Origin of the sequence: Xenorhabdus szentirmaii DSM 16338 (assembly GCF_002632585.1) — a bacterium.
GTDB classification, from domain to species: domain Bacteria; phylum Pseudomonadota; class Gammaproteobacteria; order Enterobacterales; family Enterobacteriaceae; genus Xenorhabdus; species Xenorhabdus szentirmaii.
Genome location: NZ_NIBV01000001.1, coordinates 250,644 through 275,978, shown reverse-complemented (window position 1 = coordinate 275,978; position 25,335 = coordinate 250,644). Strand labels below are relative to the sequence as shown.

At 43.4% G+C, this 25,335-nt stretch carries 20 protein-coding genes; 15 read left to right on the top strand and 5 right to left on the bottom strand.

Annotation, left to right across the window (positions count from 1 at the left end):
• Window positions 1–82: 82 nt before the first annotated feature.
• Window positions 83–502, bottom strand: a complete 420-nt coding sequence (locus tag Xsze_RS01310) for a type II toxin-antitoxin system YafO family toxin (protein ID WP_038235007.1) — start codon at window positions 500–502, stop codon at window positions 83–85.
• On the bottom strand, window positions 487–1,092 hold the full coding sequence (locus Xsze_RS01305) for a hypothetical protein (protein WP_038235177.1): 606 nt from the start codon (window positions 1,090–1,092) through the stop codon (window positions 487–489). Before Xsze_RS01305 ends, Xsze_RS01310 begins: the two co-directional genes overlap by 16 nt.
• Before the next feature lie 382 nt (window positions 1,093–1,474).
• Here Xsze_RS01305 and prfC point away from each other — a divergent pair, with 382 nt between their 5' ends.
• The 15 genes from prfC (at window position 1,475) to Xsze_RS01230 (ending at window position 19,553) form a co-directional block, all read left to right on the top strand.
• Window positions 1,475–3,064 (top strand): peptide chain release factor 3, encoded by a 1,590-nt coding sequence (prfC, locus tag Xsze_RS01300; protein WP_038235005.1) that lies wholly within the window; start codon window positions 1,475–1,477, stop codon window positions 3,062–3,064.
• A gap of 194 nt (window positions 3,065–3,258) precedes the next feature.
• On the top strand, window positions 3,259–3,660 hold the full coding sequence (locus Xsze_RS01295; RefSeq protein WP_038235003.1) for a BON domain-containing protein: 402 nt from the start codon (window positions 3,259–3,261) through the stop codon (window positions 3,658–3,660).
• Between the two features lie 429 nt (window positions 3,661–4,089).
• Complete coding sequence (locus Xsze_RS01290) at window positions 4,090–5,214, top strand: patatin-like phospholipase family protein (RefSeq protein WP_038235000.1); 1,125 nt, start codon at window positions 4,090–4,092, stop codon at window positions 5,212–5,214.
• The gene (locus tag Xsze_RS01285) at window positions 5,215–5,988 is read left to right on the top strand and encodes a TatD family hydrolase (RefSeq protein ID WP_038234998.1); all 774 of its coding nucleotides are present in this window, start codon (window positions 5,215–5,217) and stop codon (window positions 5,986–5,988) included.
• A 357-nt stretch (window positions 5,989–6,345) separates the two neighbouring features.
• Entirely contained in the window at window positions 6,346–7,611 is a 1,266-nt protein-coding gene (locus Xsze_RS01280) for a NupC/NupG family nucleoside CNT transporter (protein WP_038235175.1), read from the top strand.
• Between the two features lie 427 nt (window positions 7,612–8,038).
• On the top strand, window positions 8,039–8,818 hold the full coding sequence (deoC, locus tag Xsze_RS01275; protein ID WP_038234996.1) for a deoxyribose-phosphate aldolase: 780 nt from the start codon (window positions 8,039–8,041) through the stop codon (window positions 8,816–8,818).
• An 84-nt stretch (window positions 8,819–8,902) separates the two neighbouring features.
• Window positions 8,903–10,240: a thymidine phosphorylase gene (deoA, locus tag Xsze_RS01270; protein ID WP_038234993.1), complete on the top strand. Its 1,338-nt coding sequence runs from the start codon at window positions 8,903–8,905 to the stop codon at window positions 10,238–10,240.
• Window positions 10,241–10,319: 79 nt separating this feature from the next.
• On the top strand, window positions 10,320–11,543 hold the full coding sequence (gene deoB / locus Xsze_RS01265) for a phosphopentomutase (RefSeq protein ID WP_038234990.1): 1,224 nt from the start codon (window positions 10,320–10,322) through the stop codon (window positions 11,541–11,543).
• Between the two features lie 72 nt (window positions 11,544–11,615).
• Window positions 11,616–12,332: a purine-nucleoside phosphorylase gene (gene deoD / locus Xsze_RS01260; RefSeq protein ID WP_038234988.1), complete on the top strand. Its 717-nt coding sequence runs from the start codon at window positions 11,616–11,618 to the stop codon at window positions 12,330–12,332.
• A 736-nt stretch (window positions 12,333–13,068) separates the two neighbouring features.
• Window positions 13,069–13,623, top strand: a complete 555-nt coding sequence (locus Xsze_RS01255) for a fimbrial protein (RefSeq protein ID WP_038234986.1) — start codon at window positions 13,069–13,071, stop codon at window positions 13,621–13,623.
• Between the two features lie 514 nt (window positions 13,624–14,137).
• A complete protein-coding gene (locus Xsze_RS01250) occupies window positions 14,138–16,792 on the top strand; it encodes an outer membrane usher protein (RefSeq protein ID WP_051462301.1) in 2,655 nt (884 codons plus the stop codon).
• Window positions 16,793–16,925: 133 nt separating this feature from the next.
• Window positions 16,926–17,684: a fimbria/pilus periplasmic chaperone gene (locus Xsze_RS01245; RefSeq protein WP_038234983.1), complete on the top strand. Its 759-nt coding sequence runs from the start codon at window positions 16,926–16,928 to the stop codon at window positions 17,682–17,684.
• A gap of 111 nt (window positions 17,685–17,795) precedes the next feature.
• Complete coding sequence (locus Xsze_RS01240; protein WP_038234981.1) at window positions 17,796–18,359, top strand: fimbrial protein; 564 nt, start codon at window positions 17,796–17,798, stop codon at window positions 18,357–18,359.
• A 63-nt stretch (window positions 18,360–18,422) separates the two neighbouring features.
• A complete protein-coding gene (locus tag Xsze_RS01235; RefSeq protein ID WP_038234979.1) occupies window positions 18,423–19,259 on the top strand; it encodes an MrpH family fimbial adhesin in 837 nt (278 codons plus the stop codon).
• An 18-nt stretch (window positions 19,260–19,277) separates the two neighbouring features.
• Entirely contained in the window at window positions 19,278–19,553 is a 276-nt protein-coding gene (locus Xsze_RS01230; RefSeq protein WP_038234977.1) for a helix-turn-helix domain-containing protein, read from the top strand.
• Between the two features lie 396 nt (window positions 19,554–19,949).
• Here Xsze_RS01230 and Xsze_RS01225 read toward each other — a convergent pair whose 3' ends face one another.
• From Xsze_RS01225 to carA, 3 genes are all read right to left on the bottom strand, one after another.
• The gene (locus Xsze_RS01225) at window positions 19,950–20,561 is read right to left on the bottom strand and encodes a tyrosine-type DNA invertase (RefSeq protein ID WP_099138458.1); all 612 of its coding nucleotides are present in this window, start codon (window positions 20,559–20,561) and stop codon (window positions 19,950–19,952) included.
• A gap of 203 nt (window positions 20,562–20,764) precedes the next feature.
• Window positions 20,765–23,989 (bottom strand): carbamoyl-phosphate synthase large subunit, encoded by a 3,225-nt coding sequence (gene carB, locus Xsze_RS01220; RefSeq protein ID WP_038240533.1) that lies wholly within the window; start codon window positions 23,987–23,989, stop codon window positions 20,765–20,767.
• Window positions 23,990–24,006: 17 nt separating this feature from the next.
• A complete protein-coding gene (gene carA / locus Xsze_RS01215) occupies window positions 24,007–25,155 on the bottom strand; it encodes a glutamine-hydrolyzing carbamoyl-phosphate synthase small subunit (protein ID WP_038240534.1) in 1,149 nt (382 codons plus the stop codon).
• Between the last annotated feature and the right edge of the window lie 180 nt (window positions 25,156–25,335).

The window sequence follows — 25,335 nt, the reverse complement described above, 5'->3', positions numbered from 1 at the left end:
CTGATGTCAGAATATATGCATTTTTCTGTTAAATAACATAAGGTTTTGTAACTCCTCTGGATAGGGGGAGAATATCAGTTGGTTAGCTATATGAATTTAAGGATTTTAGCTCTGTCTCACGTAGGCATTGGAATTTTCCTTCAACCATTTCAATGACAATCGAAATTAGCTTGTCCATTTTTTCATGAGCATTAGGTGTGATGACGCCGATGATTTGTATATGGATAGGATAAGTTCGATGTACGGCATAAATAAGAAAGCTGTCACTGCTCCTCTGAGGTTGCCTGACAGCTTTATTCCATGGTTGCTCTAGCACTGGTATCCTGACATGAGCTTTATAGATCCCAGCTGCGTTTGAGTGAGGATTTCTTTCGAAGCCACCTAACTTTCCTAGGTAACCAGATAACTTGTTTCTGTTTAAGAAATCAGCTAATGCTTTAGCAAAAAATATTTCCAATCGTTCCGATTCTGCATAAACGATCACGCTTACGCATTTGTCCATTTAGAAGGCTCCAGATTAAAGCGTATGTGATTATTTTCAATTGATTTTTTAAAAAACTCAGCTTCTTCTTGGCTAAATCCTATTTCATCATCACAATATTCAACATCTTCGTATTGCTTTATGAGCATAGCGACATCGAGAGTTAATCTTTTGTATTCGATGAAAGTATTTATTGTAGCGCGTTTCATCTGCTTTAACGTTAATAGATGTGGCTGCCAAACTGGATCTAGGTCAGCCCTAAAAAAAACATAAAGCAGTCTTGAAATCCCGTTATCGACTTCGTTTGCCATAGAAATAAGTTCTCTAGAAGATAAGCTAGGTATATCCATAGCTTGAATTTCTTCATCAGAACCAAAACTGATGATATCTATCACGGCTTTTGATTCATTAATCTTTGCCTTAACAACATTCATTAACGAATTAATTCTTTCTAATGCATTGGTTGATTGTTTTTGAGTGATAGACTTACTATGACTTCTATCGAAGTCACTAAATGGCCTTTCAATGGGGAATACTACGTCACTGAACAGGCTTTCTATGTTCCTCTCAGTATTTGGATTCAATAGAGCCATAAATTCTAACCCCGTCATAATCATGTGATCACCTTATAATTTTATAGGTTAAAAAATAAACACGCAATAAAGGGGAGTCATTTAACGCACCTAAACTAAAGAGAGCCTGGATCATACATCAGATTGTTTGAATTATATACATGAGGATGTGCGGTGATGTACATTTTTTGTATGACAGAGAAATATCCAACTCTTGAATTTGCATAAAACTTAAAATAGCAATCAATCATTGAAATAACCCTTCTTTCGAATCCTCTCAACCATTGCCGTGTTGGTGAGAATGGGGTATCTGACTGTTTTCCCGATAGCAGGTTGTATTTTGCAAAGAGGCACTATCAGTGTAAAATTTTCGCAAATTTATTTTCTGTACATAATTTTGTGCATAATTGGAAAAATTAATATGCGAGAACTTAGTTTTGCCAAGGAAGTGGCGGCAAGAAGAACTTTTGCAATAATTTCTCACCCTGATGCGGGTAAAACAACAATTACCGAAAAAGTATTATTGTTCGGACAGGCTATCCAGAAAGCGGGTACGGTAAAAGGCCGTGGTTCCAACCAACACGCTAAATCAGACTGGATGGAGATGGAAAAGCAGCGTGGTATTTCGATTACCACTTCTGTGATGCAGTTTCCTTACGGTGATTGTCTGGTTAACCTGTTGGATACCCCGGGACACGAAGACTTCTCCGAAGATACTTATCGTACTTTAACCGCTGTTGACTGTTGTTTGATGGTCATTGACGCCGCGAAAGGGGTTGAGGATCGTACCCGTAAATTGATGGAAGTTACCCGTCTGCGCGATACGCCGATCCTGACCTTCATGAACAAGCTTGACCGTGATATCCGCGATCCGATGGAACTGATGGATGAAGTGGAAAATGAGCTGAAGATCGCATGTAGCCCAATTACTTGGCCTATCGGCTGCGGTAAATCCTTCAAAGGTGTTTATCATCTTTACCTTGATGAAGTGTATTTGTATCAAACGGGTCAGGGGCACACGATTCAGGAAGTGCGGGCGATCAAAGGATTGGATAATCCTGAACTGGATGCGGCTGTGGGCGATGAACTGGCGAACCAATTACGTGAAGAGCTGGAGCTGGTTAAAGGCGCATCCCACGAATTTGATCAGGACGCTTTTTTACAGGGTGAGTTGACTCCTGTATTTTTTGGTACGGCATTAGGTAACTTTGGTGTTGACCACATGCTGGATGGCCTTGTTGAATGGGCACCGACGCCAATGCCCCGCCAGACTGATGCGCGTGAAGTGAAGGCCGCTGAAGAAAAATTCACCGGCTTTGTTTTCAAAATTCAAGCCAATATGGACCCGAAACACCGTGACCGTGTGGCATTTTTGCGTGTTGTTTCTGGTAAATATGAAAAAGGCATGAAACTGCGTCAGGTCCGCACAAAGAAAGATGTTGTTATTTCTGATGCATTGACTTTTATGGCGGGTGATCGTTCTCGCGTTGAAGATGCTTATCCGGGCGACATTATCGGCCTGCACAATCATGGCACAATTCAGATTGGTGATACGTTTACCCAAGGTGAAGAACTCAAATTTACGGGGATCCCGAACTTCGCACCGGAATTGTTCCGCCGCATTCGTCTGCGTGATCCATTGAAACAAAAGCAATTGCTGAAAGGTCTGGTTCAATTGTCAGAAGAAGGTGCTGTACAGGTCTTCCGTCCGCTGACCAATAATGATCTTATCGTTGGGGCAGTCGGTGTTCTTCAGTTTGACGTTGTTGTTGCTCGCTTGAAAAGTGAATACAACGTCGAAGCGTTGTACGAGCCTGTTAACGTTTCCACCGCTCGCTGGGTAGAATGTGGTGATGCGAAGAAACTGGAAGAGTTCAAGCGCAAAAATGAGATGAACTTGGCGCTCGATGGTGGTGATAACTTAACTTACATTGCACCGACAATGGTTAATTTAAATCTGACCAGTGAACGTTATCCTGATGTTTCTTTCCGCAAGACACGGGAGCACTGATACTTTTCTGGGCTGACTATTCTGTTGGCCCTTTTTATTTCATGAATATCATCTGCTTTTTTCTTAATTAAAAGAATAATTATTTGTCTTAATGAAAAAGTACGTTATTTTTTGTAAAGGCTATTTTATCGCCTGATTCTAGTTGACATACTGTTCCGGTAACGATTCTGGCTTATGTTAAAGAAGGTGGTAGGATGAAAAGTATCAAATTTACACATTCACTGCTGGCTGTTGTCCTGGGTTCGGTACTGATGAGTGGTAGCGCTCTGGCAGCAGAAAATTCGGTAGGAAAAGCAGTGGAAAATACGGGGCAAAAAATCGATAGCTCTGTAGACCATGCAGAGAAAAAGATTGATGATACCTTGCTGAATGCTGATGTTTACTTGGCTGACAGCGCCATTACGGCAAAAGTCAAAGGAGCATTGCTGGAGCATAAGGGTATCAACAGTAATGATATCTCCGTGAAAACAGAAGACGGCATTGTCTACCTTTCCGGTTTTGTCAAAAACAAACACCAGGCGGCACAGGTAGCTAAAATTGCTCATGGCGTGAAAGGTGTCAAGTCGGTGAAGAGTACCATTCAGATCAAAAAATAACAGGCAGACTGAAAGGGTGGCCAGGAACAAGCCACTCTTTTGATAACGGAATATTCACAACACGATAGCCATTCAAATTTGTACTGGCTTCAATGATATTGATGAATGTCACTTCTGATTCAAACAGGATATTCCTTTGTCAATGCATTTCCTTATTAATATATTCCTTTGTTAATAATAGAATTTTCCCATTTTTATCGTCTATCTCGTTGTCAAAAAGCATGATAAGCGTGGGGAAATTTTATTAATTGAGTTATGCTGTTTCCTGCATTATTAGGTAAATACGTTTAAACGGATATCCATCGTATCCTAGAATAGAGATATGACTGTTTAACTCAAGCATTACAAATAAGCTTTTTGAGTAACAATATACTGATAGAAACTCAGTAAATGCTTTAGTATTGCCAATAATGATTAGAGGGGAAAAGAGTGGGAAAACATATTTCAATTACGCTGGGTAATATAGAACCTTTAGCTTACAACTCGCAAATCAAACCAGGGAAAATTGCTCTTGTTTGTGAAGGAGGTGGGCAAAGAGGCATTTTCACCGCCGGTGTTTTGGATGAGTTTCTCCGCTTGGGTTTCAATCCGTTTGAATTATTTCTCGGGACATCGGCGGGAGCTCAGAATATTTCTGCCTATATTTGTGGCCAACGAGGCTACGCTCGTAAAATCATCAATCGTTATACGACGGATTCTGCCTTTTTTAATCCACTGCGCTTTGTCCGTGGCGGACACTTAATCGATCTGGATTGGTATATTGATACAATATCAGAACAATTACCCCTCAATATCTCTGCTGCGATGCGCCAATTTGATGCGGGGCGTGAATTCTACATGTGTGCCTGCCGTGCAGATGATTTTGTTGCTGACTATCTGCATCCCGATGAAAAAAATTGGATGAACGTTATAAAAGCTTCCAGTGCTATTCCGGGATTTTATCGTAATGGTGTTACCCTTGGTGATGTGGTTTATCAGGATGGCGGCATTTCTGATGCGATCCCTGTGCAAGAAGCTTATCGTCGTGGTGCAGATACGATTGTTGTGATCCGGACAGTTCCTTCCCAGCTCTATTATACTCCCCAGTGGTTCAAGCGCATGGAGCGTTGGCTGGAAACCAGCAGCCTGCAAAAAATGGTTAAGATGCTTAATCTCCATACCCAGAGCTACTATCAAACCCAGAAGTTTATTGAAAATCCACCGGAAGACGTGCAGATATTTGAAATTTACCCGCCTGCGCCATTATCTGCGATGGCACTCGGAAGCCGGATCAGCGCCCTGAATCAGGATTATCATTTGGGCCGGCGTTGTGGGCGGTATTTTTTGGCCACGATAGGGCATACTTTTGTTGGAGGGAAATTCGGGCATGCAGAGCGGAAGAGCTATGGTGCTTGCCGCAGCAGCATCAACAGCAATTGTTCACGGAGAAGTCATTTCCTGAACACAAGCCATCACCCGATAGAAAAAGTTGTATTCCCTGAGATAACCGACAATATTGTTACCGATAATGTCCAGGAAGCCGGGGCAGAGATCATCAATAATTTGGATAATTAGATGTTTTTTATTGATACACATTGTCATTTCGATTTTCCTCCTTTCTCTGGTAATGAAATAGCCAGTCTGGAACAAGCAAGGCAAGTGGGCGTGGAAAAAATTATCGTTCCGTCCGTTAGCCAAATGAATTTCCAGCGTGTATCCAGACTGGCAGAGGATCATCCTTCAATCTATGCCGCATTGGGTTTGCACCCGCTTTATATTCGTGAACATCAACATATACATCTGGATGAGTTAAGCCAGCGGGTGCAGGAAAGACGGGAAAAATGCGTGGCTGTAGGTGAAATAGGCCTCGACCTGTATATGCCTGGCCCGCTGTTTGAGAAACAGAAAAGTATATTGGATGCACAACTTAAATTAGCCAAACAGTGTGATTTACCGGTGATACTCCATTCTCGAAAAAGTCATGATCAACTGGCTGCAATCTTGCGGAAGCATCATTTACCCCGCACTGGCGTGATACATGGTTTTGCTGGGAGCTTATCTCAGGCGCAGGCTTTTGTTCGGCTGGGATTCTATATTGGTGTTGGGGGAACGATTACTTACGACAGGGCACAAAAGACCCGCCACACCATTTCGCAACTTCCCCTGTCATCTCTGGTATTGGAAACGGATGCACCAGATATGCCGTTATCGGGGTTTCAGGGACAGCCCAATCGACCAGAGAGAATTGCTCAGGTTTTCTCAGCGCTGTGTGAATTACGTCAGGAGTCATCAGAGGAAATTGCTAACCGAATTTATCAAAATAGTAAAGAATTATTTACTTTAATCTAACGTTATAACAGTAAAATAAAAACGATTTGGTGTTAACTGAAATATGGGATGTCATTTTTTAATAAACATTAATAATGCTTAACTTATATTAAGGTCTTATTTATCCTTTTTTTTAGCTTTTTTGCCGAGATATTATCTAAATCCTTCTAAATTAGGTGGCATTATGTGACACAAATCTCATTTTGGATTTTTATATTGCTTTTTGCTGCATTAATTTGTGATGTTAGTTGCTTGTTCGTTTTCACTCCTAGGTATAATCGCCCCACACACAATGTCAGTAGAAACTTACAGAATAACTGACATATTTTCTTATTATTTATTCAGTGAACAGGGACTCTTCCAATGCAACAAGCCTTCATGAGCCTGATCGGGATGGTAGTGCTGATCTTTATCGCAGTGCTCTTCTCCAGTAACCATCGAGCTATTAACATTCGTACCGTCTTGGGCGCCTTTCTGATCCAAGTTGCTATTGGGGGAATTGTACTTTACGTTCCCGCAGGGAAAAGAACTCTTCAGGGAATTGCAGATGGTGTTTCTAACGTCATTGGATATGGTCAGGACGGAATAAGCTTTATTTTTGGCGGACTGGTTTCCCCAAGAATGTTTGAATTGTTTGGCGGTAACGGTTTTATCTTCGCCCTGCGCGTCTTGCCTGTCATTGTTTTCTTCTCTTCGCTGATTGCGGTGTTGTATTACATCGGCATTATGCAGCTTGCCATCAAAATTCTGGGTGGTGCCTTGCAAAAAGTGCTGGGAACATCACGGACTGAGTCCCTGTCTGCAACCGCAAATATTTTCGTAGGCCACACCGAAGCGCCTCTGGTTGTGCGTCCTTATATTGCGACCATGACACAATCTGAACTGTTCGCTGTGATGTGTGGAGGCTTGGCTTCTGTCTCAGGTTCAGTATTGGCAGGATATGCTCAAATGGGCGTGCCAATGGACTACCTGATTGCGGCATCGTTCATGGCAGCACCGGGTGGCTTGTTGTTTGCCAAATTAATGGTACCGGAAACCGAAACAACTCGCGATACCGTTGATGCAGGAGCACTGATTACAGAAGAAAATCGCCCGGCGAATATTCTTGATGCGGCGGCATCCGGTGCAGCGTCTGGTATGCAACTGGCTTTGAATGTTGGCGCAATGTTGCTGGCATTTACCGCATTGATTGCGTTGTTGAATGGCATCTTAGGTGGTGTTGGTGGCTGGTTCAATTTCCCCGGGCTTTCCATGGAACTGCTTCTGGGTTGGGTTTTTGCCCCAATCGCTTATTTGATCGGGGTGCCGTGGCATGAAGCAAGCATCGCTGGTTCGTTTATCGGCCAGAAAATCGTGGTCAATGAATTTATGGCATTCGGGAACTTTGGTAAATATTTACAAGCGGATACTGTAGTTCAGGCAGCAGGCCTGCAAGTGCTTTCCGAGCATACCAAAGCGATTATCTCTTTTGCGCTGTGCGGCTTTGCGAACTTGTCTTCGGTTGCAATCCTGCTGGGTGGATTAGGGGGTATGGCTCCAAACCGTCGTGGAGATATTGCCCGTTTTGGCCTGAAATCAGTATTGGCCGGTTCACTGTCTAACTTGATGAGCGCAACAATTGCAGGATTCTTCCTCGCGTTGTAACCCTCAGAAATTGAATATCAAACTGAATGCAGGTGGGATCTCTCACCTGCATTTGTTTTTACTGAACTCTTTTATGTGATTTTATTCACAATAAAATGTTTGCTGTTGCAAATATGATTTGCTCAGCGTGAGTCTAAACACGCATTATTGCTCATTAACATGTTCAAATAATCATGAACAAAGATTTTCTGGAACAAAGCAATACTCGTGGCGACACTTTAGGGAACCAAGCCCGTTCGCTAACAAATGAACGATGTTATTGTTAAAAATCATTTGCCGTTAAAAAACCATTTGCCGTTAAAAAATAGTTTGTTATCAAACAACCGTGTTACAGCTTGATCAGTAACAACCGGGCGTTCGTCTAATATAATGATATAAAAGAATGTCCGGGCTGATTCAGTGACGATAATAATACTTGGAGAATTTTATGACCGATTTAACCGCTGCCGCTCAGCATGCGCTGAGTCTGATGGATCTAACTACACTCAATGATGATGATACTGATGAAAAAGTGATCTCACTTTGTCATCAGGCAAACAGCCCGGCCGGACAAACGGCAGCAATTTGCATCTATCCACGTTTTATTCCCGTGGCACGGAAGGTTTTGCGTGAACAGGGAACGCCGGATATTCGCATTGCCACAGTCACCAACTTCCCACACGGTAATGACGATATTGATATTGCACTGGCTGAAACCCGTGCAGCGATCGCCTATGGGGCTGATGAAGTGGACGTTGTTTTCCCTTATCGCGCCCTGATGGCGGGCAATGAGCAAATTGGCTTCGATTTGGTGAAAACCTGCAAAGCGGCCTGTGCTGAATCGGGTGTCTGGTTGAAAGTCATCATTGAAACCGGCGAGTTAAAAGAAGAGTCATTGATCCGTAAGGCATCTGAAATTTCGATTAAAGCCGGTGCTGATTTTATCAAAACCTCAACGGGCAAAGTCCCTGTCAATGCGACATTGGAAAGTGCAGAAATCATGCTGAGTGTGATCAGCGACATGGGCGTGGGTGACACCGTGGGTTTTAAACCGGCGGGAGGGGTCCGGACTGCTGAAGAAGCGGCGCAATATTTGGCACTGGCTGAGCGTATTATGGGTGACAAATGGGCTGATTCCCGTCACTTCCGTTTTGGGGCCTCCAGCTTGTTGGGGAGTTTGTTGACCGCACTCGGACATCAGGGCCAAAAGCAGAACAGTCATTATTGAGATCAATAACGAAGGCGTAAATCTACGCTAAGATAAGGTGCATCACTGCCATTCTTTTCAGAGAAAAATGATGGGGAGGTAGCTTTGTTTTTGGCACAGGAAATTATTCGCAAAAAGCGCGATGGTTATCCATTAAGTGAAGAAGAAATCCGCTTTTTCATTAATGGTATCCGTGATAATGCGGTTTCTGAAGGGCAAATTGCAGCATTGGCAATGTCCATCTATTTCCATGACATGACCATGGAAGAGCGGATTGCCTTAACATTAGCAATGCGTGATTCCGGTACAGTGTTAGATTGGAAACAATTGGATTTACCCGGCCCGATTGTTGATAAGCACTCAACGGGCGGGGTAGGCGATGTGACATCCCTGATGCTTGGCCCGATGGTGGCAGCGTGTGGTGGATATGTCCCGATGATCTCAGGGAGAGGTTTGGGGCATACCGGCGGAACATTAGATAAATTAGAATCCATCCCCGGTTTTGATATTTTCCCTGATGAGCATCATTTTCGTCACATGATCCGAGATGTTGGCGTGGCCATTATAGGGCAAACCGATTCACTGGCACCGGCAGATAAACGTTTTTATGCAACACGTGATATTACTGCAACGGTGGATTCCATCCCTTTGATTACCGCATCCATCTTGGGTAAAAAATTGGCAGAAGGATTGGATGCTTTGGTGATGGATGTCAAAGTCGGCTCAGGGGCATTCATGCCAACCTATGCGCAATCGGAGCAGTTGGCAGAATCCATTGTGAAAGTAGCCAACGGGGCAGGTTGCAAGACAACCGCATTATTGACAGATATGAATCAGGTTTTGGCATCCAGTGTGGGCAACGCGCTTGAGGTTCGTGAAGCCATCCGGTTTCTGACGGGGGAATTCCGCAATCCTCGGCTGTTTGACGTGACCATGGCATTATCTGCTGAAATGCTGGTTTCAAGTCATTTGGCAAGCGATCATGATAATGCGCGCAGAAAGCTACAAGTGGCATTGGATAGCGGCAAAGCCGCTGAAATATTCGGTCGCATGGTGGTTGCACAACAAGGCCCGACCGATTTTGTTGAAAATTACGCCCGTTACCTGCCAACAGCGGGATTCAGCAAACCCGTACTGGCGGGACATCATGGCATCGTTGCGGCAATGGACACACGTGCGTTAGGGATGTCTGTTGTTGCGCTGGGAGGAGGGCGCCGTAAGGCGGCTGATCCTATAAATTACAGTGTGGGACTGAGTGATCTTGTTGAATTGGGGGAAACCGTAAATGCAGATACCCCATTGGCAATGATCCACGCCAATAGTGAAAAAGATTGGCATGAAGCGGCTGAAACAATACGCAACGCCTTTATTGTTAAAGATGCGGTTGAGAACGTTGGAACACAAGCCACCCCACCGATGGTTTATCGGCATATCAGCGGATAACCCATCACAAGAATTCAAAACAGAGTTTAATAGCTGGCAGTTTCCGCATAAATAGCGTGAATTGGCGCAGGAGAAAATTATGAAACGTACATTCATCATGATATTGGATTCCTTTGGCATTGGTGCAAGTGCCGACGCGGAAAAATTTGGCGATCAGGGATCTAACACTTTAGGGCATATTGCAGAACAATGTGCCCGTGGTGAGGCTGATATCGGGCGTCAAGGACCATTGCATCTGCCAAATCTCAGCCGGTTGGGATTGGGGAAAGCGACGGAAGAGTCTTGTGGGACTTTTCCTGTTGGTTTGGACAAAGATGCTGAAATCATCGGCGCTTATGGCCATGCGAGTGAACTTTCTTCTGGTAAAGACACGCCATCAGGTCACTGGGAAATTGCGGGTGTACCCGTCCTGTTCGATTGGGGTTATTTCAGTGACGAAGAAAACAGTTTCCCGCAGGATTTGCTGGATAAATTGGTTGAGCGTGCGGGTCTTCCGGGATATCTGGGGAACTGCCACTCTTCTGGCACCGTGATTTTGGATAATCTGGGTGAAGAGCATATGAAAACCGGTAAACCGATTTTCTACACCTCAGCAGATTCTGTTTTCCAGATTGCCTGTCATGAAGAAACCTTTGGTTTAGAACGACTGTATGAACTGTGCGAAATTGCCCGTGAAGAACTGAATATTGGTGAATATAATATTGGCCGCGTCATTGCCCGCCCATTTGTGGGTGACAAAGCAGGCAATTTCCAGCGTACAGGCAACCGCCATGATCTCGCGGTTGAACCACCTGCACCAACGGTACTGAAAAAGCTGGTTGATGAGAAACAAGGTGAAGTGGTTTCCATTGGTAAAATTGCAGACATTTATGCAAACGTCGGGATCACCAAAAAGGTTAAGGCAACGGGCATTGACGCTCTGTTTGATGCTTCATTGGCTGAAATGGAGAAAGCGGGCGATAACACCATCGTATTTACCAACTTTGTTGATTTCGATTCTTCTTATGGTCACCGTCGTGACGTTGCAGGTTATGCGGCAGCACTGGAATTATTTGACCGTCGTCTGCCGGAAATGCTGAAGCTGGTCAAAGAAGATGACATTCTGATCTTTACTGCGGACCACGGTTGTGACCCGACCTGGGCGGGGACTGATCATACACGTGAGCATATTCCGGTTCTGGTTTACGGGCCTAAAGTCAAAGCGGGGTCATTGGGACATCGTGAAACATTTGCTGACATTGGTCAGACGGTAGCGAAATATTTCGACCTGACACCAATGGATTATGGTAAGGCGATGTTTTAATTTTTGCGGAGACCGAATGAGTCTCCCCATTTTCATTTATTTCATAAGCAATAGAAACAAGGAAACAAACTTATGGCCACCCCACATATTAATGCTGAGATGGGCGACTTTGCTGATGTTGTTCTGATGCCAGGCGATCCACTGCGTGCAAAATACATTGCGGAAACCTTTCTGGAAGATGCTCGTCAGGTTAACAATGTTCGCGGAATGCTGGGTTTTACCGGTACTTATAAAGGCCGTCGCATCTCTGTTATGGGCCACGGTATGGGGATTCCATCCTGCTCTATCTATGCGAAAGAATTGATCACCGAATTTGGTGTTAAAAAAATCATTCGCATTGGCTCTTGCGGTGCTGTCAGTGAAGACGTGAAAATCCGTGATGTTGTCATTGGCATGGGTGCATGTACTGATTCCAAAGTGAACCGTTTGCGTTTTAAAGATCATGATTTCGCGGCAATTGCTGACTTTGAACTGGTTCGCAACGCGGTTGATGCTGCCAAGGCCAAGAATATCAATACCCGCGTAGGTAATATCTTTTCTGCTGATCTGTTCTATACACCCGATCCTCAGATGTTCGACGTCATGGAAAAATACGGTATTTTGGGTGTTGAAATGGAAGCGGCGGGCATTTACGGTGTTGCTGCTGAATTTGGTGCAAAGGCACTGGCAATCTGTACTGTTTCTGACCATATCCGTACTGGTGAACAAACCACGGCTGAAGAGCGTCAGCATACCTTCAATGACATGATTGAAATTGCGCTTGAATCCATTTTGTTGGGTGACAATTAAAAAAGCGTAAATAATTCTAGCGTTTCATTAATAAATAAAAAGCCCTTTCCATTATTGGAAGGGGCTTTTTATTTATTAATGCATATTCAATTGATACATTTTTTAATAATCGTTTTGATCTATTTATTCAATAGGGATTTCCTTCTGTTTTTATTTGATCAAGAAATAGAAAGGAATAATGAATTTAACAAAAAGGACACTTTTTATTTTACATGATAATTTATTGATATAATTAGCGTGATAATTATTTTTGATTAATTAAACTGGCTTTTATTTTTACTTTGCTTTTGCTTAACTGGAAAATTAGATAATAAAATCCGAATATTATACTTATATCAGCATAAAAAAATACTCCGTTCTTTCAGAAGGATAAAATTGAGCAATAAAACAACACCAATGAAGATCCTAAAGTACTAAACATAGTTAGATATAATTTAGGGGAATAATCTAATAATAAAAAATTAACAGAAAAATATACTACTCATTACGCGCAACTTTTTATAAAAACTTATATTTAATATAACGTTAAAGTACATGGCTGGTTTTATCGGCTGAAATTTGACTTAGGGATCATAATGTAGAATGATGTGCGCAATTTGGTTCATTTTGACAACTTATTATTTTCGTCAAAAAACTAAATAACCTCTAAGCTGAGTGTCAGAAATTAATTTCTGAGCTGAGGCCCTCTTTTGGCTGTGCATCTATTTTTTTAAAACTAAAAGGTATAGGTAAAATTATGAAATTGAATAAATTGGCAATGGTTTTAGGTTTAGGTGTGGCTTTAACTGCTGGAATGGCAAATGCGGAAACGCATCAAGGAAAGGGAAAAGTAGAATTCACAGGTTCTATTATTAATTCAGTATGTTCAATCAAAGATAACGATCTGAAAGTTAATCTGGGAGAAATAGCGAGCCATACTCTGAGAAATGGTGGGTCATCGCACGCTACAAATTTCAACATTGAACTACGTGATTGTGAAATGGGTACTTTGAAAGGTGTAACAGCAACGTTTACAGGGGCAGAAGCTCAGGGATCGAAGAAAGGTTTACTGGCGATTCAGGGTCAGGACGCAAGTGGGGCTGAAGGTGCGGGTATCATGATTACCAATCATGACAACAAACATATTCCTTTGGATCAGAAATCAAATGTGATGCGTTTATATGATGGCAGTAATAATCTGAATTTCTCAGCTAAGCTGGTTGGCCTGCAACAAGATGGTGAAAACAAAGATGCTGCAATTAAAACAGGGGCGTTTATGGCTACCGCAAACTTTGTTTTAAATTACGAGTAATATATAAACTGACAAATAATTTCTATTGTCGAAAATCAGGAAACTGGACGCAATATTTATTGCGCATTTTCTGATGATGAATTCAGGGTATTTCTTGGAAATTATCAGTTAACTGAATGTGATATACAATATTCTGTCGGATATTCTGTTTTATTGATGTGAATCAATATTATTGAATATGGCATTAACAGAATATGCTATTAACTGAAATGAGCCTGAAGCGATAAATTGAAATACCCTTTTCTGCTTTAACTGATAGTGGTCTATTGACTCTACTCTTCAAACTTCGGTAACTCTGTGAATTTAAGGCAGTAAACATAATATATTAAAAATAAAAGAATAATAGGCATCTGCTTCTGCAATATCGGTATCAATGATGACCCGCCATTTAGGATGGTCAAATTTAGTGATGCCTTATTTTTGATGAAAACTCTATATAATTACAAATTTTATAGTATCAATTAGTGGCTAAATTTAAATTGAATAATTAACGATTTATTTTTCAGGGGATGCTATGGTTTTGTTTCCATATTCTATTACTGATTATTTTTTATCAGGTAATAGAAAGACGAATACGAGTAGAAAACACATATTTAATCAAAACAAAGCGGCCAATAAGAAAAAGGTGGCGAATAAAATAAAGAAAGAATATGCAATCTTTGGATTTAAACCGCTTTCAGCCCTTGTACTGTTTACACTATCTGGTATTCAGGAATCCCATTCGAATCCACAAATTGAATTTAATACTGATGCTTTGGATATCAGTGAACGCGCCAATATTGATTTGAACAAGTTTTCTCGTGCGGGTTATATCATGCCGGGCAATTATATGATGGCTGCCCGGGTGAATAAAAATTTGCTTCAGGATACATACTCTATCCATTTTTTCGAACCCGCAGATGATCCCAAAGGCAGTGAGGCCTGCATTTCCCCTGAGCTGGTGAAGCAGATAGCGTTGAAACCCGAATGGGAAGACAAATTGGGATGGTTCAATAATGGGCAATGCCTTGATCTCAATACATTGCCGGGAGTTTCTGCCCGGGGTGATCTGACGACGTATACGTTGTATTTGATCGTTCCTAAAATCTATCTGGAATATGATTTGCCGGACTGGGACCCTCCCTCACGTTGGGATAATGGGGTCGCAGGCCTTATGTTTGATTATAATTTCAACGCACAAACAACTAAGCCCAATCATGGCAGCAGTGATCACAATATCAGCGCCAACGGAACGGCGGGTATGAACGCGGGTGCATGGCGTTTTCGTGCCAATTGGCAGGCCAGATACCATCGTACCAAATCCCATGGTGATAAATCGGGCTACTCAAATGATCGTGAATGGGATTGGAGCCGTTACTACATGTATCGCGCCCTCCCGCGACTGGAAGCGAAATTGACATTGGGGGAGGATTACCTCAATTCCAACATGTTTGATAGCTTCCGGTTTACGGGGGTCAGCTTAGTCACCGATGAAAATATGTTGCCGCCCAACTTGCGCGGATATGCGCCTGAAGTGACCGGGGTTGCAAGAAGCAATGCCAAGGTGACCATCAGCCAGCAGGGCAGGGTATTGTATGAAACACAGGTTTCTTCTGGCCCATTCCGCATTCAGGATCTCAGTGATGCCGTAGCAGGCGTACTGGATGTCAGGGTTGAAGAGCAGGACGGTGGTGCTCAGGAATTTCAGGTCAATACTGCGAACATTCCCTATCTGACGCGCCCCGGCCGTGTGCAGTATAAATTGATTGGTGGTCAGTCGACGAATGAAAAGCACCGTCGTGAAGGACCTGCATTTGGTTTGGGAGAATTCTCCTGGGGGATAAATAACGGCTGGTCACTTTATGGCGGTGCTCTGGCCGCAGGAAATTACAATGCCTTATCACTGGGTATCGGGCGTGACCTGATGGTACTGGGGGCGCTGTCTCTTGATGTGACGGAATCAAGGGCAAAATTGCCGGGAGAGGATAAGACGCTGACCGGTGGGTCTTATCGCCTCAGTTATTCGAAACGTTTTGATGAATACAACAGTCAGGTGACGTTTGCCGGATATCGTTTTTCTGAACGCGATTTCATGAATATGGACCAGTATATTGATCGCCGTTATCGCAATACGCGCTCTGATAGTGGCAAAGAACTGTATACCATTATTTTAAATAAACAATTTACGGATATTGGCCTTAGCGCCCACTTCAATTATAGCCACCAAACCTATTGGAACCGGCCGACCAACGATCGCTATAACATTTCTCTGTCCAAATACGTAGATATTGGGCGCTATAAAAATATCAATATCAATTTATCCGCTTACCGTAACAATTTTGACAATAAAAAGGATGATGGTGTGTATCTGGGGTTTTCTATTCCTTGGGGAGACAGAGGGACTCTCAGTTACAGCGGAAACCTCAACCGGCAGGGCAATACCAATAACGTAGGTTATTTTGACCGCCTTGATGACCGCAATAATTATCGTATTTCAGCGGGTAATAATATTGATGGCAAGGCATCCGTGGATGGCTACTACACCCATTACGGCGATAAAGCATTGTTGACCGCCAGTGCCAGTTATCAGGATGGCGGCAATACGGCGGCGGCGCTTGGTCTGCAAGGGGGAATGACAGTCACGGCCAATGGCGCAGCCCTGCATCGCATCAATATGCCGGGAGCGACTCGCCTGATGGTTGATACGGAAGGGATCAGTAATGTGCCGATTCGGGGATTTGGTTCAGCGGTACACACCAACTATTTTGGTAAAGCGGTGCTGTCTGATGTGAACAGCTACTATCGCAACAAAGCCAATATTGATTTAGATAATCTGCCGGACGATGTCGAGGCACTTCGTTCTGTACAACAGGCCACCCTGACAGAAGGCGCTATTGGTTATCGAAAATTCCAAGTCATCTCAGGCATTAAAGCAATGACAGTGATCCGTTTACCTGATGGCTCATTCCCACCTTTTGGCGCTACTGTCACCAATGCGGATCAACGAGAAATCGGAATTGTAAGTGATGAAGGGTTCGCTTACCTGAGTGGGATGAACAAAGGCCAAAAATTGCAATTGCACTGGGATGGACAGGTTCAGTGTGAAATTACAGTTCCGGATGAAATTATAGAAGAATCTTTAACTTCATTTCTGCTTCCCTGTCACCTTTTAAAAGGTGATGGTAAGTAAAATGTAATGGAACAATCTAAATAATCGTTTTTAAATAGCGCATTGTATCAGTTTGATTTTTTGTGCGAAAACATTGAATGGCAAATATAGCAATATACACATAAGCCTCTTTTAAGTATGAGCAAATGACACTATGAAACTGAAAAAAATTCTAATGATAACGACCATGGTGGTAACCAGCCTGACGTCAGTTCATCAGGCAATGGCGGCGATAGGGTTGGATCGGACTCGTGTGATTTTTGACGGTAATGGGAAATCCGTGAGTTTGAACATTGAAAATCAGCATCCGGATTTGCCGTATTTGGCGCAGGCGTGGATTGAGGATGATAAGGGTAATAAGGTAAATGGCCCGTTGGTGGTTGTCCCTCCTGTACATCGTGTTGAAGCGGGGGAAAAGAGCCAGGTTAAAATTCAAACACTGCCAGCTGTAGCTCAGTTGCCGCAAGACCGGGAGAGTTTGTTTTACTTTAATCTTCGTGAAATCCCACCCCGCAGTGATAAACCCAATGTCATGCAAATCGCTTTACAGACACGGGTGAAACTGTTCTATCGCCCAGAAGCCGTTGTTGCACGCCGTATTGATATGGATAACCCATGGCAGGAAAAACTCACGTTAACGCGTCAGGGTAATCAATATATCGTGAATAATCCGACGCCTTATTACATCACGATTTCAGAAGCATCGAATAAGTTGGACGGTAAAAGCGTGGAAGGTTTTCAGCCTTTAATGCTTGAACCCAAAGGCAATGAAAAAATGGGCGGTTCAGTCAGTTCATTCGGTAATGCTCCTGTACTGACTTACGTCAATGACTATGGTGGGCATATACAGTTAGCATTCCACTGTAATGACAATGTTTGTACGGCAAAAAACTCTACGACCGATAAAAACTGATTGAGTCATGTATACCCAATGGGTTTCCCATCAATTCTTATGTTGATGGGGAGCATCGGAACATTAACCTATTCATAATGGCTTTTTTGAACACTAGTTGGGTAAATGATAATGACGACATTAAACATCAAACTATCCAAATATGTATTGTCGGCACTGTTTCTTTTCGGTATTGGCAGTCAGCAAGATACGTATGCAAAAGATAATCTTCGTCAAGATGTCAGGATCACGTTCACTGTACTTGCTCCAACTTGCACAATAAAGGCAGAAGATCAAAGAATGGAAGTGAATTTTGGGGAAATTCACAATAAGGATCTTTACCAGAAACAGCGTACAGCAGGTCAGCAATTTAATCTCCATTTAGAGAATTGCGATCCCAGAATAACAAAACGCCTAAAGATTAAGTTTTCAGGGCAAACAAGTCAGGCACTACCGGGGCTGCTGGCATTCAGTCCCGGCAGTCTAGCCTATGGTGCGGCTATTGGAATGGAAAAACCTGATGGAACACCAATGCCGTTTAATAAACCCACTGAATTCTCATTATTAGCTAACAGCAGAAATAATGTGATTCCATTCCGGGCTTATGTACAAGCTGATCCCAGCGCTATTCAACGGAAGGAAATTGGTGCTGGTCATTTCAGTGCAATTGCAACTTTTGAAGTTAATTATGACTAGTCATTCTGGCTGGTTTTTCATCTACGATAATTAGTCAGTTTGATACTATTTGGAAAATAAGTTATGCGCGATATTACAAAATCGTTGTTGAAACTAGCAGCTTTGTTGTTTTTAGTCAGTACCACACACGCTTATGGTGGTGCTTATGTCATGTTGGTTGATATGGTTCCATCAGGCCAGCGAGCTAAGGTGACCATGGAAATCATTGAGTGGACAGAGGAAGAGAATATTCCAAACCCTTGTTATGGAAATGTTAACTGCCATGTTGGCCCAGATGTTCAATATACAGGAAAACAACCAGGTATGTTCGGTTCTTGTATGGATGCAAAGGCCTGTCTGGGAAATGCAAATAGATACAGAACTACAGCGGAAGTCATGCGGGCTTATAAAAATCAGCTTGGTATACCTAAACGGGTTACGTTTCCTATCATAACTCAGCAGGCTGATTGTGTTGGGTTATTCTATACGACCCATATAAATTCAGGATATGGTAATGCCCAAAAATTCCCGAATTCTACTTGCAGTAAAATACCACCTCCGAATCAATCTTGTGAAATTTATGTGCCTTCTGAAATTGAATATGGTGAGTTGATTGCTTCAGAAGTGAATAATGCCAGCCGAACGGTTAATGGTTATTTTAAATGTGCTCTTGCTAGCAGTGTAATTAAATTGCGTGCCAAATCAATGGATGGTGAATCTAAAGTCTATTTTGATTCGAATAAACAAATATATGCGACTCTACAAATAAATGAAAAAGATGCAGCAAGCGGAGTGAATGTTATTACGAGAGGAAAGAATGCGAGCACTCCTTTCACTTTAAAATCAACATTACACACTTTGGCTTCACCACAATCCGGCAAATATGAAGGCACTGCAATAGTTTATTTAACGTATCTATAAATTGAGAGTAAAAGCATCATGCAAGTCAGTATGCTGGTAGGAAAAAGAATTCAAAAGAAAAGAAAAGAGATTGGCGTGACAGCAGCAGAGCTGGCAGACAGAATCGGAGTAAGCCACCAGCAGTTGTCACGTTATGAACGAGGCTCGAGTAAAATTAGTTTGGAGCACTTGGTTTCAATTTCTATTGCTTTAAAGACCCCCGCAAATTGGTTTTTGGAAGATTGCTTTGATTCCCCACAGGTTCATATGAATAATCAGTATGACTATATGGCGGAAACAATATTGGGTTTATAGCATTGGTTTGATTTTAATGACAAAAATTGGGTTTATCTGTATTGAAGCCATTCCTGAATAAGGAATGGCTTTTTTAGAACAAAAATCTATTGAATTACAGACTTCAACAGCCCTATTTGGTCAACAATTAGAACCAAACTGTTAACCTACAAATTATCCCACTTTTTTATCTCCACTTATTGTCACCTTATCAATAAAAATCAAAGTAACTATTTGATTATCGCCTAAAAAAAATCTCCTCTCTTTCACATTCACATGACATACCTTTCCTATTGTTGCTCTTCCACTTTCATGACAAATTGAACCATTATTTACATTGTTTGATATCGAAAGCCTTATAAATTACAGTTATTTGTTATGTTGGAATAATAATCCAAAATAATAACAAAACTAAGATTAATCGTCCTGTGTTAACAGTTTGGTTCTAATTGTTGACAATTTTCGTTTTCCATTTTCTTGCCATATCGTTTTGAAACGACCCACATTACTTGCGGTGTAGCGAACAGTGTGACGAATATTCCGATGCCCTAAATAGTCTTGAATCAAGCGGGTATCCACACCATTATCCGCCAGCGCATAACCACAAGAATGTCTCAACATGTGCGGATTCGCGCAAACTGCTAAATTTGCCTTTAAACTCGTCTGGCGAATGATTTTATAAAATTGCTGGCGCGACATGCGCGCTCCGGTTCGTGACAAAAATAGCCAATCGCTTTCATCACTGTTTTTGTAACGTTTTCGCAGAGAAAGCCACTTCTGTATGAGCTGAATTTCTCGCGCTACCATCGGGTGGGTTGTGGAAAAACCATTTTTAAGGCGCTGCACACGAAGCTTTTTTCCCTCCAAATCGAGATCAGACAATTTCAATCCAAGTAACTCAGATACCCGAAATCCATGGATAAATCCCATGAATATCATGCAGATATTACGGTCAGCATGGGGATGTTTTCCCAATTCCTCAAGCAGTACCTCAATTTCTGAGTGGGTTAAGTATTTACGCTTTAACATGACGTTTGGCACGGTATTTGACTCCCTATAATTAAAGATACCTATTATGATTGTTGCTGATTATTTACAGACTTCAATGTTAAGCGTTATTAATAAACTAAATACTCAATAAAAATAGCTTCCTTACTCGTTGGATTTCCAACTTTGGGGAAGCCATGTCTTAAAAGAGAGAGTCAATAATGGTGAACTCTCACCTTATTCATTCACTTGGTGATCTTGGCGTGCATTTCCTGTACAGAAATAACTTGTTCAGTCGGATCTGCACTGAGTGCCATCGTGGTTGCAAAACCGCCATTCAGGGTTGTGTCGTAATGTACTTTGTATTGCAGTGCGCTGCGACGTAGCAGCTTTGAATCTTCAATCGCCTGACGACCGGCAGTCGTATTGACAATATAGTCATACTCACCGTTTTTGATTCTATCCTGAATATGAGGGCGACCTTCATGAACTTTATTGACCAAACGCGGGTTAATTCCTGCTTCACCCAGAACAACGGCCGTACCGTGGGTGGCATCCAGTTTAAAGCCTTGTTTAAGCAATTTAGCCGCCAAATCAACGACGCGTTCTTTATCTTCTTCACGTACAGAAAGCAGTGCCCGGCCCTGTTTGTGCATGGTGGAGTTGCTGCCCAGCATGGCTTTTGAGAACGCTTCGGCAAAGGTACGGCCAACGCCCATGACTTCACCGGTAGAACGCATTTCAGGCCCCAGAATGGGGTCAACACCAGGGAATTTGTTGAATGGCAGGACCACTTCTTTTACAGAGTAATAAGGTGGAATGATCTCTTTAATCGCCCCTTGCTCAAGCAGGGATTGACCCGCCATCACGCGTGCAGCCACTTTTGCCAATGGCAGACTGGTTGCTTTGGAAACGAATGGCACAGTACGCGCTGCACGAGGGTTAACCTCAATCAGGTAAACTTCGTTATTTTTTACCGCAAACTGGACGTTCATCAAACCACGGACACGCAGTTCAAAGGCCAGTTTTTCAACTTGCTGGCGCATGACATCCTGAATCTCTTTGCTCAGGGTATAAGCAGGTAAAGAACAGGCTGAGTCACCGGAGTGAACACCGGCTTGTTCGATATGCTCCATGATGCCGCCGATCAAGACACGTTCACCATCACAGATGGCATCGACGTCAACTTCTATTGCATCATCAAGGAAACGATCCAGCAGGACTGGCGCATCGTTGGATACGCTAACCGCAGTCTGGAAGTAACGGCGCAGGTCAGCTTCGTCATACACGATTTCCATTGCACGGCCACCCAGTACATAGGATGGGCGAACGACCAGCGGGTAACCGATCAAATTACCTTTTTCAACTGCCTGTTCGATTGTGGTCACAGTGGCGTTTGCCGGTTGTTTCAGGCCAAGGCGATTAACGGCTTGCTGGAAACGTTCACGGTCTTCCGCACGGTCAATGGCATCAGGGCTGGTACCGATAATAGGAACACCCGCCGCTTCCAGTTCCCGGGCCAGTTTCAGTGGAGTCTGACCGCCGTATTGCACGATAACGCCTTTTGGCTGTTCAACACGCACGATTTCCAGCACGTCTTCCAGTGTGACTGGCTCAAAATAAAGACGGTCGGAAGTATCATAATCGGTAGAAACCGTTTCTGGGTTGCAGTTCACCATGATGGTTTCAAAACCATCTTCACGCAGGGCCAGTGAGGCATGTACACAGCAATAATCGAACTCAATGCCTTGCCCGATACGGTTAGGGCCACCGCCCAATACCATGATTTTCGGTTTGTTATTGTTCGGATTGGCTTCACACTCATCTTCGTATGTGGAGTACATGTAAGCCGTGTCGGTAGAAAATTCAGCCGCACAGGTATCCACGCGCTTATAAACCGGATACAGATTGTAATCGTGGCGCAGCTTACGGATCTCTTTGCCTGAAATACCCACAAGTTTCGCCAGACGAGCATCAGCAAAACCTTTACGCTTAAGGTGGCGCAGAAAATCAAAGGTCAGGCTGTTAACGCCCTGTTCTGCAACCTGTTCTTCCAGCCGGATCAGTTCTTCAATTTGTACCAAGAACCAGCGATCGATGTTGGTCAGATTAAAGATACCGTCAACGGACATGCCCGCACGGAAAGCATCGGCGACATACCAGATTCGATCTGCACCTGCGCTCTTCAATTCACTGCGGATTTTGGTCAGGGATTGTGGATCATCCAGGCTGGTTTTAGGATCAAATCCAGTTGCACCCACTTCCAGGCCACGCAGTGCTTTCTGCAAGGATTCCTGGAAGGTGCGGCCAATCGCCATCACTTCACCCACCGATTTCATCTGGGTTGTCAGGCGATCATTGCTGCCAGCGAATTTCTCGAAGTTGAAGCGGGGGATTTTGGTCACAACATAATCGATGGAAGGCTCGAAAGACGCCGGAGTGCGTCCGCCCGTGATGTCATTCATCAATTCATCAAGGGTATAGCCAACCGCCAGTTTTGCTGCAATTTTCGCGATAGGGAAACCTGTTGCTTTGGAAGCCAGTGCCGATGAACGGGAGACACGCGGGTTCATCTCAATAACAATCAGGCGGCCATTTTTCGGGTTTACGGCAAACTGAACGTTTGATCCCCCGGTTTCTACGCCAATTTCACGCAATACTGCCATCGAGGCATTACGCATGATTTGGTATTCTTTGTCGGTCAGGGTTTGTGCGGGCGCCACGGTGATGGAGTCACCGGTATGAATTCCCATCGGGTCGAAGTTTTCAATGGAGCAGACGATAATGCAGTTATCGTTTTTATCCCGCACCACTTCCATTTCATACTCTTTCCAGCCAATCAGGGATTCATCGATTAACAATTCATTGGTCGGGGAGAGATCTAAGCCACGTTCACAAATTTCTTCAAATTCTTCACGGTTGTAAGCGATGCCGCCGCCAGTTCCGCCCATGGTGAAAGAAGGGCGGATAATACAAGGGAAGCCAACGTCTTCAGCAACAGCCAGTGCTTCTTCCATGGTATGGGCAATGCCTGAACGCGCGGTATCCAGACCAATTTTTTTCATCGCCTTGTCAAAACGCTGGCGATCTTCTGCTTTATCAATCGCGTCGGCAGTTGCACCAATCATGGTGACGCCGAATTCGTTCAAGACGCCCTGACGTTCCAATTCCAATGCACAGTTAAGCGCCGTTTGCCCGCCCATTGTTGGCAAGATAGCATCCGGACGCTCTTTTTCGATGATTTTGCGTACAACTTCCCAATGTATTGGCTCGATGTAAGTTGCATCTGCCATTTCTGGGTCGGTCATGATGGTTGCTGGGTTTGAGTTGACCAGAATGACGCGATAGCCTTCTTCCCGCAGGGCTTTACATGCCTGCGCACCGGAGTAGTCGAATTCACAAGCTTGGCCGATAACAATCGGGCCAGCACCTAAGATCAGGATACTTTTAATATCAGTACGTTTTGCCATTTTTCTTCTTCTCCTGATTATTTAGTGGATTGACGATATTGTTCGATTAATTCGATAAAATGATCGAACAGTGAAGCGGCTTCATGCGGGCCAGGGCTGGCTTCAGGGTGTCCCTGGAAACTGAAGGCAGGTTTATCGGTACGGTGAATGCCCTGCAAAGTGCCATCAAACAGTGATTTATGTGTGATACGCAGATTGGCTGGCAGTGAGCTTTCATCAACAGCAAAGCCGTGGTTTTGTGCGGTGATCATGACAACATCGCGATCCAGATCTTTCACCGGATGGTTACCACCGTGATGGCCAAATTTCATTTTCACGGTTTTTGCACCACTGGCCAGTGCCAGCAATTGATGCCCAAGGCAGATACCGAATACAGGAATTTCAGTGCCCAGGAATGTTTTGATTGCGTCGATAGCATAATCACAGGGTTCTGGATCGCCGGGGCCATTGGACAGGAAGATGCCGTCCGGTGCCATTTTAAGCACTTCATCTGCGGCGGTTTTTGCCGGTACGACGGTAACACGGCAGCCACGATCTACCAGCATGCGCAGGATATTGCGTTTAACCCCAAAATCATAGGCGACAATGTGGTAAGGCAGTTCTGCTTCTTTACTCGCTTCTGGCAGCCCGTCAGTTAATGTCCAGCTGCCCTGAACCCATTGATAAGGTTGTTCAGTTGTCACTTCTTTTGCCAGATCCATTCCTTTCAAGCCGGGAAATGCTTTTGCTTTTTCCAATGCAATTTGGGCATCTGCCTCATTACCCGCGATGATGCAGCCATTCTGAGCCCCTTTTTCTCTTAATAGTCGGGTCAGTTTACGTGTATCGATGTCAGCGATAGCGACAATATTGTGACGTTTCAGGTAATCAGACAGATTTTCTTCACTGCGGAAGTTGCTGGTTATTAAAGGTAAATCACGAATAACCAGACCTTGGGCTTGAATAGTGGGGGATTCTTCATCAGCGGCATTGATGCCGACATTGCCAATATGAGGATAAGTAAGAGTAACAATTTGGCGGGAATAGGAAGGGTCAGTAAGTATTTCTTGATATCCGGTCATTGAGGTATTGAAGACTACTTCTCCAACAGCCACACCTTCTGCCCCAATGGCGCGACCGTGAAATTGGGTTCCATCTTCCAGAACCAATATAGCTGACTTAATCAAAACGCCCTCCAAAATGAATAATCAGTCGTGTATACTGCATATTAATTCATGATTAATGGTTGAAATCAATATTAATCATGATTTTTGTTAAAATTTTGGCAAATTGCGCGCATTCTAATGATGAGAGGTGGGCTTGTCTACAAAAAATGGCATTTTTATAGACTTTTATGCACCGATCAG